This window comes from Microcystis flos-aquae FACHB-1344, from assembly GCF_014698375.1.
Classification (GTDB): domain Bacteria; phylum Cyanobacteriota; class Cyanobacteriia; order Cyanobacteriales; family Microcystaceae; genus Microcystis; species Microcystis aeruginosa.
The window spans coordinates 17,527-33,027 of the sequence record NZ_JACJSW010000201.1 but is presented as its reverse complement, the minus strand read 5'-3'; the positions used below and the strand labels follow the sequence as shown (position 1 = coordinate 33,027).

Below are 15,501 nucleotides of genomic sequence, written 5' to 3'. Positions count from 1 at the left end.
CGCTAAACATACAGGTCTAGGTCACATCTGGGGTTAAACCGTCTCTAACCGTTGCAGCACGGAGGAGGGTTTTTTGTCAATAAATTCCGCCGGCGAAATTTGATATTTAATCAGATTGGCTAATTCCTGTAGTTGGCTGATGGCTTCTGCACCTTCGAGTTTCATTAACTCTCGATCATCGCGCATTTCTGTCCAGGTGATGCCGTAATCGGACACGAGAAACCGAATTAGATGGGTTTCACCCAATCCCACCATAAAAGATGCGCTGTTCATTTGACCGCCACAGGTGTAGCAAGATGCTAGATAACCTTGATTTTCTAGTGCGATCGCTAAGGCCTGTAAATCCATGACCAAGTCTTTGACTAGTTGGCGATGCTGTTCTGCAAGTCGTTTAAACACAATGTTCCTCCTGACAACACTGATCAATTATAAAGCCTTAAGACTTTTTTAAGATTCTTTTTTGAGAAAATAAGGTAAATGAACCAGGTTGTTTTACGGATGTTAAGTAACAAAATGTAAAGAACCCGATACCTAGAGTAGCGTGAATTCCTGAGATAGCCAAGTATATGTAAGTACAAAGCCACCAGTTTACCCATCTTTCCACCCCCTCGATCCCAACTATTCCCATCATGCCTATTTTTAAAGTTTAAGATCCGGTTTCGACAAAAAAGTTCGCAAATCTATGTTGACTGCCTATCCTAACCAAGAAGTTAATTTTACACGACTACTTACTTAATAGTGACGTGGAGTATAAACCCATTGCTTGCTTTTCCCTTGCTCAATCAGGCGAGTTTTACTCGATCCGATCAAAATTATGGTTCGCATATCCGCATCTTTAATAGTCATATCCTTTAGGAATTTCACCGTCACTGTTTCCCCTTTTCGTCCTAAATTACGCGCTAATACCACGGGAGTTTGCGGCGATCGCCATTGTAGTAAAATCTCTTTTGCCTTCTCCAATTGCCAAGTGCGCTCTTGAGACACAGGATTATAAAATGCGATCGCTAAATCAGCACGGGCCGCTAACTCAATGCGCTGAGAAATCACCTGCCAAGACTTGAGAAGATCCGATAGGGAAATCGCACAAAAATCATGGCCTAAAGGTGCGCCAACCCTGGCGGCCGCCGCCTGCATGGCCGAAATCCCCGGACAGACCTGAATGGCCACCCGCTGCCATTCCTGTTTTGCTTTTTTTTCTAATACCTCAAACACGGCCGCGGCCATGGCATAAATTCCCGGATCTCCGGAGGAAACTAAGACAACCGATCGCCCCTTAGCCGCTAAATCTAGGGCAATTTCTGCGCGATCGAGTTCCACCCGATTATCCGATTCATGGCGGACAATTTCTGGTTTTCGCAGGGATTCTACCAAATCCAAATAGGTTTTATAACCCACCCAATCCGTGGCTTTTTCCAATACTTCTCGAACTTCCGGCGACATCCAATTTAGCGCACCAGGGCCGGTTCCGACTATGGCTAATTTACCTTGACTTTCCTGGGCAAAATCCCCTGGGGACAAACTGGATTTTTCCTTAATTTGCTGGCTTTCCTCATACAGATAAACTAAACAGGCAGTGCTAGGTTTTGCCAAGTTTAAGTTATTTTTATCGATAATCTCAATGCTCAGTTTTGCTGCTGATGAAATCGGTAAATTACTATTTTTTAACCAGTCCGCTTCACCAATTAATTTTACTTTTTCACCCGCCAATAAATCGGCAAGAAACTTCTTAGCATCATCGGGATTAACTAACTGATAACCCAGTGGTGGCGATAATAAAGTCGTTTTAAATCTAATATCACCAGTGGTGGTAATGGCGGGGGAAATTTGCCAAACCGAGGCAATTTGACGAGCGAGATCGTTAACCCCTTGTAAACCCCCCAACAAAGGCACTACGGCGCTGCCATCTTCTGCGATTGCTAATACAGGCGGTTCTTGCCATTTATTAGTTAATAAAGGTGCTAAAGTGCGAATTAAAATACCTGCCGCACAAATGCCAATAATTGGCGTTCCCATCTGGAAAAATTCTCGCACCGTTTCGCCAAAATTAGTATAGGTAAAATCAGCCGAATGGGTACGATTTATTAACCCATAAACCACTGCTTCCGGTAGGGACATTTGCACTTGACGAGCAACGGGGATACTGGTTTCTCCTAAAATGAGAATAGCTGGAGGTTTCATTTGGCTTCCCCTGACTGCGCTGCAGTTAACTTTTGGATAAATTCTTGATGTTCTACCGAGTTAATTCCAGCCTTTAAGATGTCCAACACCCGTGACATATTGCCGTTGAGCATGGCTGAAATATCTAACCACAAACCCGGAAATACTAGAGAGCAAATCACCCCTTCTTGGTTGGGTAACAAAGAAATATAATCGCCATTTTCTAAACTAAACCAATCAATCTTTTGATCAAATACCTGCCAAATAAGGTATTCTTGAATGCCACTGCGACGATAAGCACGTTTTTTATCCCCTAAATCTATGGCGGCACTACTAGCGGCAATTTCTACCACTAATTCCGGCGCTCCTTCTAGGTATCCCTCTACAGTTAGGGTTGATTTTCCCCCGCTTTCTTGACTAATTAATAACACCCCATCCGGCTGTAGTTCGTTGTCGATATCCAAGCGGACTGTTGGCTCAATACCCATTTGTACTTGGGGGGTAGCAACTTTGTATGTCCATAGCCAACCCACAAGATTGCCATGGGGTTCAGCATGAAATTTAAACCTTAATGGGGATGCCATATACACAACTCCTTCGATCAGTTCGGCTTTTTTTAATCCTGGCATAGCTTGATAACGGCGCTCGAATTCGGGACGAATTAAGCGATCCCCATTTTCTAACGGGGGTAAATGTTGAGTGGTTACAATCTGAGAAGTTAAGGATTTAACCGGAGAAGAAGTCATGGTGGCAGTCTTTGGGAACAAAACAGCATTGATTTTATTATAGATTGTTTCATCGGACTTCTTGAGGGATTTAACTTTTAACTGAAATTTCGCCAGAAGTCCTGAGCTTTTAGCGATGGGATGAATGGCAACCAACATATAGACAATTCCCCAAAACTATAGCATTTATCTTAGTGGTGAGGTACAAAGTTTTCGTTTTGGGAAGTCGGTAGTCGATACCAAATTAGGTTACACTTCATCTAGTATGAGAAACGCTGTCATAACTGATATAGCGCCCCTAAATGAAATGTAAACGTCCTCTGCTTGCCGTCAAGCGACACCCGACTTCTAGAGCCTACCCATTCACGAATCAATTAGGCACACTATAACTGATAACTGATAATCGATAACTGATAATGTTGGTTCCCCTTACCCGTCAATCGATCGAGCAAATTGTCCCGATTATCGCCACCGGCCCCCAGTACGCTCACTATTGGGGTAAATGGTCTGATTTTCTGCGCCGTTTATTCATTTCTATCATCGCTCTCACCGCAGCTTGGTTAATCGGTAATTTATTCGGCCCGGGTGGTTTAACAATTAAACTAATTTTCGACATTATCGCCGGTTTATATTGGCTCTGGGGTCCGGTTTATTGGGCCAGTGTTCGCAATAATACCTATCGTCGTCTTCCCTACGGGGGGTTTTGGCGCGGTCGCGTTTTCGATGCTTTTGTCACCGAGGAATTAATCGGGGAAGAAGAAAGGGTCAATAAACGCGGGGAATTAGAGATTATCGAAAATCGCCAACGCTGTATTAATCTAGAAATCGGTGATCAAACTGGCTTTTCGGCGATCGTTCGCGCTCCCCTCAAACGCATTCATAAATCGATCCGTCCCGGGATGGTGGCCGAAGCTTTGTTAATGTCTCGAGAACCCGATTTAGGGGATATCAATCAGCTTTCTGATGTCCATCTTCCCCAACTCGACCAGTGGATAGGGGAATATCCTGTGCTGCGACGGGATATTTTTCAGCAAGTTAGTCGCGAATTGGGAGGGGGAAAAGAACCCCGGCCAAAACCTTCTCGTTATTCTAATAATGTCATCCGAAGACGCAAAACCCGTTAATGGTTCGGCAATCTTTGAAACGATGCCGGTTTCTCAGTCATCAATGAATCATAATTTACAGATTTTAGTCCATTTAATCCTTGTTTTCGCTGTTTTTGAACCATCAAAAATTAATTATGCAAGAGGTTTAATATAATGTTAATTGAGCTTATAAGGAGATAAATCGATGACGGCATCCTATGAGCAAGACTTTGGACTTTGGGCCGAACAAATGGCCGATTTATTAGCCTCTGGTCGGTTTTCCGAGTTGGATATTGAGAATTTAGTCGAAGAGGTGCGGGATTTGTCGAAACGGGAGCGCGATCGCTTACTTGCTAGTCTCAGATTAATTTTGCATCATTTATTAAAGTGGGACTATCAACCTCAACGGCGATCCAGGGGTTGGTTGGGAACTATTCAGCGAGAAAGAGCTAATATTAGGCTTTATTTGGACGATAGCCCCAGTTTAAAGCGATATTTAACCGATGAAAGCCTATTTAAACTCTATGCTGTTGCTTGTTGCGATGCCTTTAGAGAGACGGGATTAGAGTTTCCCCCCATTTGTCCCTACGGTATTGAGGATATTTTAAATCGTTCTCTTCATTTGTCGGAACGATAGACGAAAAACGATTAAAGTTGGTAAGCTTAGATAGTATCCACAGAATCTTAAGTTTATCGCCATGGTTGACCCGTTAATTGTCTGGGGGGTTACTCAAGCCGCAGGTTCGCTTGTTCGTTCAGTAATGCAAGATTTGGCCATAGAGGGTGCAAAAGATTACGGAAAGGAATTTTTTAAAAACAGTCTAGGTAAAGTGTTACACTTACCTGAAAAAGATGTTCAAAAAGAAGCTTATGGCAAAGCAATGAAGGAGTTTTTAGAACTCTTTCAGCAACAGTTAGAAATGGCCGATCTGGAAGATGATCAAATTAAAAACTTTGAAAAACCTCTCAAGACTTTTATTAAAGATGACCAAGTTAAACCTATTTTAGGGGATGCTTTTGATATTGATTGTCAAGTTCTTGATAATTTTACGTTAGCTCAATCTTGGCAAAGACTTAATTTACCCCCGTTACCTGCTGAATTTAACTGGGAAAAACTCAGTAAATTTTATTTGAGAAAAACTCAGGAAATTATTCAAAATTCTGAAAAGTTAAGAGCCGTTTTTTTAGTTCAGTTACAGGATAAAAATAGCCAAAATATTCAAGAAATAGCAGGAGTTAAAACAGATTATAATTTAGATAACTATGCGGAAGGCTTAAAAAAGGAATATGGCCATCTTAAATTAGAATGTTTAGACACAACGACTTATGAGCAAATCAAACTCTGGCGAATGTTTGTGCCGCAAAATGTGAGACGATGTAAACAATTTATTCCTCAACTTTATGAATTACCTAAAGAAGTGCTGCAGGAACTTGTAGATAGGGTAGAAATTACTCAAGCGGAGTTAGAACAAATACAAGCAGAACTAGAACGAAAACGGCGAAAATATGTCAATGAAAAATTATATCCTGTTTTGTATATCGTCAATTCTTCTGAATACCGACGAACCGTAATTTTAGGTGATCCGGGGGCGGGAAAATCGAGTTTATTGCAGTATTTAGCTTTAAATTGGGCTGAAAAAGAACCCAGTCAGCGTGTTTTGCTTCCCCTTCCTCTTTTGATAGAATTGCGTATTTATGCCAGAGATAAGGATGAAAAAAAATGTCAGAATATTCTAGAATTTTTCCATCAAGGTAATCTGATTTGTCATCTCAATCAACTTGCTTTAGATGATAAGCTTGAAAAAGGTCAGGCTCTTGTGCTTTTTGATGGTTTAGATGAAGTTTTTAATCCCCAATTAAGAGAAGAAATTGTCACGGATATTAAACGTTTTAGTATTCAATATCCTCAAGTGCAGATTATAGTCACTTCTCGCTGGTTAGGATATAAAGCAGAAGAATTAAATCATGCTGGTTTTGAACATTTTATGATCCAAGATTTAGATAAAGATCAGATTGAAGATTTTATCAAACGTTGGCATGATTTAGCTTTTGAAAATCGAGATGATAAAACCCAAAAACAAGGACGTTTACAAAAGGCAATTAAGGAGTCAAAAGCGATTCGAGAATTAGCAGGAAATCCTTTATTATTAACGATGATGGCTATTCTGAATCGAACTCAAGAATTACCAAGAGATCGCTCAAAACTTTATGAAAAAGCGTCAGAGGTGTTATTACATCAATGGGATTTTGAAACCAAGGAAGGATTAATTGATCCTGAACTGAAAAAATATCTTTATAATATTGATCTACGGGATAAAAGAGACATTCTTCGTTTAGTCGCAAGTGCCATACAAGCAGGGGAAAAAGGGTTAGCTGCCAACTTGATCTATAAGGAAGAATTAGAAAACATTTTGACTCAATATCTTGAAGGAACAGGAATTAACAAACGAGACGCTAGTGATCTGACTGATTTAATTATCAAACAACTGCGCTATCGTAATTTTATTCTTTGTTCTTTAGGTGGCAATGCTTTTGCTTTTGTTCATCGAACTTTTTTAGAATACTTTTGTGCTTGCGAGTTTTATGAAAGATTTAAAAACCGAGGATTACCAGACGGAATTAGTCTTGAGGAATTGAAAAGTAAAGTATTTGGAGAACATTATTCAGATCCTGTTTGGAAAGAAGTTTTATGTTTATTGATGGGGATGCTAAGTGCAGAATTTCCTAAAGAAATTGCTGAAGAATTAATTAGTTATCTCATTGATATAGAGGAAAAAGATCCGGAATTCCCTCATATTTTTTTGGCAGCAGATTGTTATGGAGAATTGCGAAATCAGTCTATTTATGTTGAACTAAGTCAGCGATTGTTAGATAGTCTTCAATCTTTGCTTAAATTATCTTATGATTATAAGATGGATACTGATTTTAAAGAAAAAACAGTTGCTAAAATTGGAGCAATTTGGCAAGATGATCCGACAGGATGGAGTGTTCTTCAATCCATAGCAATTGAGCAACATTACTGGAGTGGCGCAAGGGAAGCTGTTAATCAATTATCTAGAATTGCTAAAATTCATTCTGAGGCGTTAGTTTATCTACAGGAAGTTGCTAGACAAGGTGAATCAGCGGCAGGTAGAGCGGGTGAAGCTTTAGCCAATTATTGGCGAGATAATCCGCAAACTTTACCCATTATTCAACAACAAGCTAATAAGATTCAACAACTAGCTAATAAGATTCAACAACTAGCTAATAAGGGTGAACAACTAGCTAATAAGGGTGAACCAGGAGCAATTAAAGCTTTAGTAACCCATTGGCGAGATAACCCTCAAACTTTACCCATTATTCAACAACAAGCTAATAAGGGTGAATATGGAGCAATTGAAGCTTTAGCAACTCATTGGCGAGATAACCCTCAAACTTTACCCATTATTCAACAACTAGCTAATAAGGGTGAATATGGAGCAATTGAAGCTTTAGCAACCCATTGGCGAGATAACCCTCAAACTTTACCCATTATTCAACAACTAGCTAATAAGGGTGAATATGGAGCAATTGAAGCTTTAGCAACCCATTGGCGAGATAACCCTCAAACTTTACCCATTATTCAACAACTAGCTAATAAGGGTGAATATGGAGCAATTGAAGCTTTAGCAACCCATTGGCGAGATAACCCTCAAACTTTACCCATTATTCAACAACAAGCTAAGGAGGGTGAATCAGAAGCAATTGAAGCTTTAGCAACCCATTGGCGAGATAACCCTCAAACTTTACCCATTATTCAACAACAAGCTAATAAGGGTGAATATGGAGCAATTGAAGCTTTAGCAACCCATTGGCGAGATAACCCTCAAACTTTACCCATTATTCAACAACAAGCTAATAAGGGTGAATCAGAAGCAATTGAAGCTTTAGCAACCCATTGGCGAGATAACCCTCAAACTTTACCCATTATTCAACAACAAGCTAAGGAGGGTAAATCAGAAGCAATTGCACTTCTTATAGCATTAGCTACAATACCAATTGACTCAGAAATAGGAGCAATTATCGAAACCATATTAGCTAGAAAGGATCTAGATTCTGACATTAAAGAAAAGTTTCGAGAACTTCTTGGGCGTAATACTTTCAGAAAGTTGAGAAATCCTGATCAAGATAGTCAGCACGAAAGCGGCGGCGGTCATTTTTCTACTTTAACAACTAAAATAACTGATCCTGAAATTTTAGTAAAATCTTTGCAGGATTTAGGAATAATAGTTAAACGTGAAGCAGATGTTCGTGGTTCTAACGGTCAAAGAGTTAGATCAGATATTGTTGCTGTGCTAGAGGGAGATTATGATCTAGGTTGGATTCGTAATACTGACGGAAGTTTTGACTTGATTGTTGATGTATTGGGAGTTGCTCAAAAACATAATCAAACTGAATTGATTAATAGTATCAATGCAAAATATGCTGTTAATAAAACCCTTAAAGAAATTAAAGAGAGAGGTTTAAATTAGCGCGATCTAATCTACTAATCTTGTAGGGTGCGTGTTTGCGGCTACTAATTCTGATCAAAAACCAAAATTAACAATCCGCGCCCCACGCACCAAATTTATTATTAAATTGGTGCGTTACGCTTTCGCACTTTACACCCTAAGAGTGGTACGAAGTTGAAGGGTGATCGTTCTTGTCGGTGGGGTGGAGTGCGATCTCTGTCATCGAATAAGATATAATTGGGAAGGTAAAAATAGTTAAAGCATTATGAGTTACCAAAACATTATTACCATTGAACCTGGAAAACGCAGCGGAAAACCCTGCATTCGAGGAATGCGTATAACTGTGTACGATATTCTAGAATATTTAGCAGCAGGAATGACAGAAGCAGAAATTCTTGAGGATTTTTCAGAATTAACTTCCGAGGATATCAAAGCTTGTTTGGCTTTTGCTGCTGATCGAGAGAAAAAATTATTTATCACCTCCTTATGAAACTGTTATTAGATGAAAATTTGTCAGATCGGATTATTGATAAAATAATTGATTTATATTCTGATTCTCAGCGCGTCAAGACTTTAGGACTGATCAATACTGATGATGCACTTATCTGGGAATTTGCCAAATTCAACGATTTTGTAATTGTCTCTAAAGATGCCGATTTTCATCAGCGCAGTCTATTATATGGTCATCCACCAAAATTTATCTATCTTCGTATTGGCAATAGTCCCACTGCAAAGATTATCGAAATTTTAAGGGATAATTTTTTAATTATTGTTGAATTTTTTGATAGTGAAACAGAAAGTCTGTTGATATTAGGTTGAGTGCGATCGCCTAATCTGGTAGGGTGTGTGTTTGCGGCTACCAATTCTGTTAAAAAACCAAAATCAATAATCCGCTCCCCACGCAGCAAATTTATTATTAAATTGGTGTGTTACGCTATCGCTAACACACCCTACTGGATTGTTTCAGTTAATTTTGTGTATTAGAAAAATGCTATAAATTCTATAATTTAAGACTTTAAGCCGAAATCTATTGCCCTATTTTAGCTGAAACAATCCACTACGTTTAATTTTCCAACCTATGCTTTTTAATGCTTTTAAAACTTGTTTGGCTTTCGTTGCTGACCATTGACTCATAGAGCAACAAATGATAAATTTAGGTGATTTTCTGGAAGTTCTCCCTGTTCAAGTTGATCGGCTAAGACACGCAAGGCAAGTGCTTGAACTTTAGCAATAGCTTCCTGTTGACTATTGCCATAGACTAAAACTCCCGGAAGTTCGACGATTTCAGCAATATATCGTCCATCTTCTTCTTGTTCTATGTCAATCTTGTAATTCATTTGAGAATTACCTATGGGATGACCTGCTGTCTTGATTATATTAGATTTTATAGCCGCTCTTGTCGGTTGGATTGACCTAAAAAAACCCAACACACATTAGATAGGGTTTGCCGAAAAAGCCTTTCGTGGGGTTAGGAGTCAGTATTCAGTGATCAGATGCGGGTTTTCAGTTCACTGTTTACTGTTCACAGCAAAAAACTCCCCACTTCCCCAATCCCCTATACCCTTTAAACAGGATTTAGTATGAGCCTGTATCAGCATTTCTGATTCTATAGTTAAGTTTGGCTAATAACAACTTATTTTTAGTCGCTTGTCAAGCCCCTATTATAATTTTTAATCTCTGACCCTTGATCTGATTTAACATTGATCTTAAAAATCTGGTTTTTTGTAGCGAAGAAAACAGTTTTATTAACCATTGTCTGCATACATAGAGGGAAATCGAGGAAGGCTGATAATCCTTGAAACCCTTGTCAATACTAGCATTATTACCTCTCGACATTTCACTAATTTCCTAAGTTTTCCTAACTTTGACCCCCTCTAGGACACAAAAAATTAAAAACCTTCCATCTTAACTTGGTTTTTAGATCAAGTCAACCCTTTATTTAAATTTTTGATTCTCTTGCCCGATAACGATATAAATTCTCGTAATGACCAACCGATTTTCCGTGATACGGTTGAACAGAAAGCAACCAAGTTAGCTCTGCAAGCACAAAGGAATGTTAGCAAGTTCCTTCAGCTTTGCATTGGGAACTTGCTAACGCACAATAAGAAAGTCTATGAATAAACAACTGATCAACAAACTACAAGCTGTAACTGCCCTTACCGTAGTGGGGACTACAGCCTCGATAATTTGTTCCCAGACAGTAGGACACAGCAACAGCCTGACGGATATTAGCGTAGATCGTCAAACTGTTATCGAGTCCACTTCTCAAACCATTCTGTCCGCTTTTTCTAATAGTCGAACAAATGATTCAATTATTAAGATATCACGTTCGGTTCAAGATAATGCTAACGAAATTCTAAAAACTTTGGAGTCCCTAGTGGACAAAGAAAATACCGTCCCTGCAAGCGTTACACCCCGAACCCAAGAGGCCATTCCTTCGACGGGACAACCCCAATCACAACCCAATCAAGTCAAGCCGGCCTCGACTAATGCCCCAGCCAGCAATCCTGCCTCAGTGACACCAGCAGAGAAGCCGAAAACAAGCCCAGAGGTAAAAACCAGCAGTCGCCCCCGTAAAAAGGGAATGGCTTCCTGGTATGGTTCCGGTTTCCATGGTCGTCGCACCGCTAGTGGTGAGACTTTTAACTCTAGTAGTTTAACCGCCGCTCATCGCTATCTGCCTTTCGGCACTAGGGTTAGGGTCACTAATCTGCGTAACGGGCGCTCGGTGGTGGTGCGAATTAACGATCGCGGTCCGTTTAGCGGTGGTCGCGTCATCGACCTTTCCAGAGGTGCGGCAGCGATTATCGGTGTCTTCCAATCGGGAGTTGCCCCAGTGGTCTTGGAAGTTTTAGGCAGATAATCAGTGATCACTATGGCAGTGATCACTGCTATAGTGATCCTATTGGGATTTGACTGGGTTTATGTTAGAAATTAGCGATTTATCGGTCAATTATGGCGGAATAAAGGCATTACAGCAGGTTAGCTTAGGGGTAGAAACGGGGGAAATTGTCACCCTGATTGGAGCGAACGGAGCGGGCAAAACGACGACTCTAAAGACGATATCTCGGATTTTAACGGCAAAGACGGGGCGAATAATTTATCAGGGTCAAGATATTACCCATTTACCGCCCCATGAAATCGTTAAGCGGGGAATTGCCCATAGTCCGGAAGGGAGAAGAATCTTAGCGCGTCAAACAGTCTTGACAAATTTGCAGTTAGGTGCTTATACGAGAAGCGATCGCCTAGGAGTAAAAAGCGATATCGAAGAGCAGTTGCAACTGTTTCCCCGACTATCGGAGCGCCGAGAGCAGTTAGCGGGAACCCTAAGCGGTGGGGAACAGCAGATGCTGGCGATTGCCAGAGCTTTAATGAGTCGTCCCAAGTTATTGTTACTAGACGAACCCAGTTTAGGACTAGCGCCGCAGATAGTGCGAGAAATCTTCAGTATTATCCGTCAATTAAACGAATCGGGAGTAACTATCCTGTTAGTGGAACAAAACGCCAATTTAGCCCTAGAAACTGCCAATCGCGGCTATGTTTTGGAAGCGGGACGCTTGACTATCGCAGGAGAAGCCGGGGATTTACTCAGGGATGAGCGCGTCAAACAAGCTTATTTGGGTTAATCGATGATGATGCGCCAATTATAGATAAAAGCCTATGGTAAAGGTAGGACAAAAAATATTCACAAAATTTTACAAAGTCGCATAAAATGAACACATAACGAAATAGGTATTTTTTCTTACTGCCATGCTAACGGCTAACTTCCCCTGGCTCAGTGCCATCATTTTGCTCCCCTTGCTTGCCTCCTTCCTGATCCCTGTAATCCCCGACAAAGAAGGAAAAACTGTTCGTTGGTTCGCTCTTGGAGTCGGACTAGCAGACTTTATATTAATGTGCTACGTCTTTTTACAAAAATATGATTTAAGCAACCCCAACCTACAATTAGTGGAAAAAATCGATTGGGTTCCCCAAATTGGTTTAAGTTGGGCGGTGTCGGTGGATGGTATCTCGGCACCGTTAGTTTTATTAGCAGGATTGGTGACAACCCTTTCTATCTTGGCCGCATGGCAAGTAGACCGCAAACCCCGTTTATTCTACTTCCTGATGCTGTTGCTCTACGCCGCTCAGATTGGTGTTTTCGTCGCCCAAGACTTATTATTATTCTTCTTAATGTGGGAAATCGAGTTGATTCCCGTTTATCTACTCGTTTCCATCTGGGGTGGTCAAAAACGTCGTTATGCCGCCACTAAATTCTTACTCTACACCGCCGCCGCTTCTATCTTCATCCTCGTTGCCGGTCTAGCCATGGCCCTTTACGGTGGTGGTGCGATGACCTTTGATATGGCGGAATTAGGATTTAAAGATTATCCCCTCGCTTTAGAATTAGTCCTTTACGCTGGTTTATTAATCGCTTTCGGGGTCAAACTCGCCATCTTCCCCCTCCATACTTGGCTCCCCGATGCTCACGGTGAAGCTTCTGCACCTGTATCGATGATTCTCGCTGGTGTTCTCCTCAAAATGGGTGGTTATGGTTTAATCCGTCTTAATATGGGGCTTCTACCCGATGCACACATCTACTTTGCCCCGATTCTAGCGATTCTCGGTGTCGTCAATATTATCTACGGTGCTTTCGCTTCCTTCGGTCAACAAAACATGAAACGCCGTCTCGCTTATTCCTCGGTTTCACACATGGGATTCGTCCTTTTAGGGATTGCTTCCTTCACCGATGTGGGTATTAGCGGTGCTATGTTACAAATGCTCTCCCACGGTTTAATTGCCGCCGTCTTATTCTTCCTTGCTGGTGTCACCTACGACCGCACCCATACCTTAGCTTTAAACGAGATGGGTGGGATTGCCCAAGCGATGCCGAAAGTCTTCGCTCTCTTTACTGCCGGCGCCATGGCTTCCCTAGCGTTACCCGGAATGAGCGGTTTTGCCAGTGAAATTACTGTATTCATCGGTGTCACTAGCAGTGACGTTTATAGCCAAACCTTCCGGGTTGTGACTGTTTTCCTCGCTTCCGTTGGTTTAATCCTCACCCCGATTTATCTACTCTCCATGCTTCGTCAAGTTTTCTACGGAGATGGTTCTTCCTGCGATATTACTAACATTCTCCCCAACAAAAGTAACGAACAGGCAGTTTGTTTTGGTACTAGCTGTGTCCTCCCTCATGAATCAGAATATAGTGACGCTAAACCCAGAGAAATCTTTATCGCTGTCTCTTTCCTCGCTTTGATTGTCGCTATCGGTTTCTATCCCCAACTGGCTACCCGTATCTACGATGTGAAAACGGTGGCAGTTAACTCGGAAGTGCGTCAAGCTTACACAGAAATCGCCGCTACTCGTCAAAATATCTACGCTGAAACTCAACCGGACGTAAGCGCCAAGGTTGCCAGTATATTCCAATAAATTGGCAAGTCTAAAGTGAATAGGTTATCGGGAGTGGAAATTCTGCTCCTGATTTTTTTTGGCGAGGAGATAATTAATTAGGGTTGGCTGAATAAATGTGAAATATAGACGAGGTAAGGGTTTTAGGGGTCTATTTCGCAAAACAAGTGCAAGATTTTCAGAGAATCGTGGTCTTGTAGGGGCGAAGCATTCGGGCATAACCTATCGCTGAAACTGTAGATTTCCTATCCGAATGCTTCGCCCCTACTTTTTCAGCAAACCCTACATAAACAAACTATAATCTACATGAAAGAAATGTCCTAATAATTTCGCCTGTTCTTGGCTAATTGACCCTTTTCCTGCAATTAAACTAGAAGCAATTTTGTCAGAGCCAAGGATTATGGCTATGTCTTTCTTGTTAACGCTTTGTTGCTCCATCAAAAACAATAACATAGAATTAGGTGTGGTTGATTCTTGTAGATAAAAGCTTCTTTCAAAATTCTCAATTAAAAAAATTAGAAGCTCATAAAGTTCATCTTCTTCGGGAGTTCGATGCTGACGGTGCATCAATTCTTCGACAATAACCAGAGCTTTTTCATTTTCTGCTTCTGTTCTGATAACTTTAGGTAAATGGCGAGCTAGTAATTCTTTGTATTTTTCTGGATTAAAAGTAAGGGTCATTTTTCCATTGCTCCTTATCGTATTCAGCGTGAGTTAAAACATACTTGATATAAATTAGCCGCTTCTGATAATCGATACTGGTTATAAGGCGATAACGATTTCCTTTAATGTTAAAAACAGTAAAATTACCAACTGCTTCTGCTTGGGGAAATACTGTTTGAACCTCAACTAAATTATACCAAATTGCTTGACTGGCAATTTTATGCCAATTTTCTAAAGCTATTCGGGAATCAGCGTGTTTATTCGTAAATTCTCGTAATCTTCGATAGCTGATGACGTGCATTTATAAAAACAAACATAAATTATCTCTATTGTGTGGACAATGCTCATTAAATAAAATTAAGGAATACATTTTTAAACTTGCTCAAGAGACAATCCCAACGTACTAGCAATTTGCTCGGCCGTCAAGCCAAGCTCGACTAAGTTTGGAATAATTTCTAGTTTTGCTTTTTGTCTTTCTCTTTCCAGAATTGTCAGGCTTTCTTTAACATAAGGTATAGCAGTTTCTTCTATTATTGATTCAATATTTTCTGTCTCATAACTTTGTGAAGGATTAGCACAGAGGTTAATGTTACCGATTTGCACAGGATTAACCATATTGGAGTACGCATTTGCCACTCCTAATCTTTCAATAGTAGCACGGAAATTAGACTTATTTAAATCTTCTCCTAAAGCTTCGGAAAGAATGCGCCACAGTTGATAAGCTTCATCTTTAGTATGCCCTGCCGAACAATGATATTCTTCAGAAATATGGGTATATTTTTTTCCCTTAAGGACTCCCTTCAGAATCGCAACTTGCAGACTGTCAAGATGTTGCCCCGTTTGTGCGAAAACTAGGTCATCCACGTATTTCGACACCGCTTGTACGTCCATTAACCTGTTGCTTCATACCTCTAACGCCCACCCGTTATTATCCGCTATAATCCGCTTTTTGTCAAGATTATTAATAAAACTCCCGCCTTTATCCGCCACCATCCGACTTTAGATTAGCTG

General features: G+C 40.6%; 15 protein-coding genes and 1 pseudogene. 9 read left to right on the top strand and 7 right to left on the bottom strand.

The genetic code is table 11. From position 1 onward, the window contains the following. Positions 1–33 precede the first annotated feature (33 nt). The 3 genes from H6G48_RS20750 to H6G48_RS20740 form a co-directional block, all read right to left on the bottom strand. Complete coding sequence (locus H6G48_RS20750; RefSeq protein ID WP_002801757.1) at positions 34–399, bottom strand: DUF1815 family protein; 366 nt, start codon at positions 397–399, stop codon at positions 34–36. A gap of 333 nt (positions 400–732) precedes the next feature. Then, positions 733–2,178 (bottom strand): precorrin-3B C(17)-methyltransferase, encoded by a 1,446-nt coding sequence (gene cobJ / locus H6G48_RS20745; protein WP_190723045.1) that lies wholly within the window; start codon positions 2,176–2,178, stop codon positions 733–735. After that, positions 2,175–3,041: a Uma2 family endonuclease gene (locus tag H6G48_RS20740; protein ID WP_190537542.1), complete on the bottom strand. Its 867-nt coding sequence runs from the start codon at positions 3,039–3,041 to the stop codon at positions 2,175–2,177. Before H6G48_RS20740 ends, cobJ begins: the two co-directional genes overlap by 4 nt. Before the next feature lie 257 nt (positions 3,042–3,298). On the opposite strand from H6G48_RS20740, the gene H6G48_RS20735 reads away from it, so the two are divergent. The 6 genes and pseudogenes from H6G48_RS20735 to H6G48_RS20710 all read left to right on the top strand — a co-directional run bounded on the left by H6G48_RS20735 (position 3,299) and on the right by H6G48_RS20710 (position 9,255). Beyond that, entirely contained in the window at positions 3,299–4,006 is a 708-nt protein-coding gene (locus H6G48_RS20735) for a hypothetical protein (protein WP_024970548.1), read from the top strand. A 166-nt stretch (positions 4,007–4,172) separates the two neighbouring features. Next, on the top strand, positions 4,173–4,604 hold the full coding sequence (locus H6G48_RS20730; protein WP_190723044.1) for a DUF29 domain-containing protein: 432 nt from the start codon (positions 4,173–4,175) through the stop codon (positions 4,602–4,604). A gap of 61 nt (positions 4,605–4,665) precedes the next feature. Continuing rightward, a pseudogene (locus H6G48_RS27275) lies at positions 4,666–5,997 on the top strand (NACHT domain-containing protein); the annotation flags it as partial. Between the two features lie 2,097 nt (positions 5,998–8,094). After that, entirely contained in the window at positions 8,095–8,457 is a 363-nt protein-coding gene (locus tag H6G48_RS20720; protein WP_190723053.1) for a DUF1257 domain-containing protein, read from the top strand. Between the two features lie 244 nt (positions 8,458–8,701). Beyond that, complete coding sequence (locus tag H6G48_RS20715; RefSeq protein ID WP_002745983.1) at positions 8,702–8,926, top strand: DUF433 domain-containing protein; 225 nt, start codon at positions 8,702–8,704, stop codon at positions 8,924–8,926. Beyond that, complete coding sequence (locus H6G48_RS20710; RefSeq protein WP_190723043.1) at positions 8,923–9,255, top strand: DUF5615 family PIN-like protein; 333 nt, start codon at positions 8,923–8,925, stop codon at positions 9,253–9,255. Before H6G48_RS20715 ends, H6G48_RS20710 begins: the two co-directional genes overlap by 4 nt. A gap of 311 nt (positions 9,256–9,566) precedes the next feature. Here H6G48_RS20710 and H6G48_RS20705 read toward each other — a convergent pair whose 3' ends face one another. Continuing rightward, positions 9,567–9,773: a type II toxin-antitoxin system HicB family antitoxin gene (locus H6G48_RS20705; RefSeq protein ID WP_004159326.1), complete on the bottom strand. Its 207-nt coding sequence runs from the start codon at positions 9,771–9,773 to the stop codon at positions 9,567–9,569. Between the two features lie 776 nt (positions 9,774–10,549). Between H6G48_RS20705 and H6G48_RS20700 the strand changes: the two genes are divergently transcribed. The 3 genes from H6G48_RS20700 (at position 10,550) to H6G48_RS20690 (ending at position 13,848) form a co-directional block, all read left to right on the top strand. Then, the gene (locus H6G48_RS20700; protein WP_190723042.1) at positions 10,550–11,299 is read left to right on the top strand and encodes a septal ring lytic transglycosylase RlpA family protein; all 750 of its coding nucleotides are present in this window, start codon (positions 10,550–10,552) and stop codon (positions 11,297–11,299) included. A 61-nt stretch (positions 11,300–11,360) separates the two neighbouring features. Then, positions 11,361–12,062, top strand: coding sequence for an ABC transporter ATP-binding protein (locus H6G48_RS20695; protein ID WP_190723041.1), 702 nt, complete (start codon positions 11,361–11,363; stop codon positions 12,060–12,062). A 124-nt stretch (positions 12,063–12,186) separates the two neighbouring features. Then, positions 12,187–13,848, top strand: a complete 1,662-nt coding sequence (locus H6G48_RS20690) for an NAD(P)H-quinone oxidoreductase subunit 4 (protein ID WP_012266897.1) — start codon at positions 12,187–12,189, stop codon at positions 13,846–13,848. A 261-nt stretch (positions 13,849–14,109) separates the two neighbouring features. Here the strand turns inward: H6G48_RS20690 and H6G48_RS20685 are convergent, their stop codons facing one another. From H6G48_RS20685 to H6G48_RS20675, 3 genes are all read right to left on the bottom strand, one after another. Then, positions 14,110–14,508 (bottom strand): helix-turn-helix domain-containing protein, encoded by a 399-nt coding sequence (locus H6G48_RS20685; protein ID WP_002788855.1) that lies wholly within the window; start codon positions 14,506–14,508, stop codon positions 14,110–14,112. Then, positions 14,492–14,791, bottom strand: coding sequence for a type II toxin-antitoxin system HigB family toxin (locus H6G48_RS20680; RefSeq protein WP_002788853.1), 300 nt, complete (start codon positions 14,789–14,791; stop codon positions 14,492–14,494). The genes H6G48_RS20685 and H6G48_RS20680 overlap by 17 nt, the downstream gene beginning before the upstream one ends. 71 nt (positions 14,792–14,862) lie before the next feature. Then, entirely contained in the window at positions 14,863–15,381 is a 519-nt protein-coding gene (locus tag H6G48_RS20675; protein ID WP_190723040.1) for a helix-turn-helix domain-containing protein, read from the bottom strand. Positions 15,382–15,501: the final 120 nt, after the last annotated feature.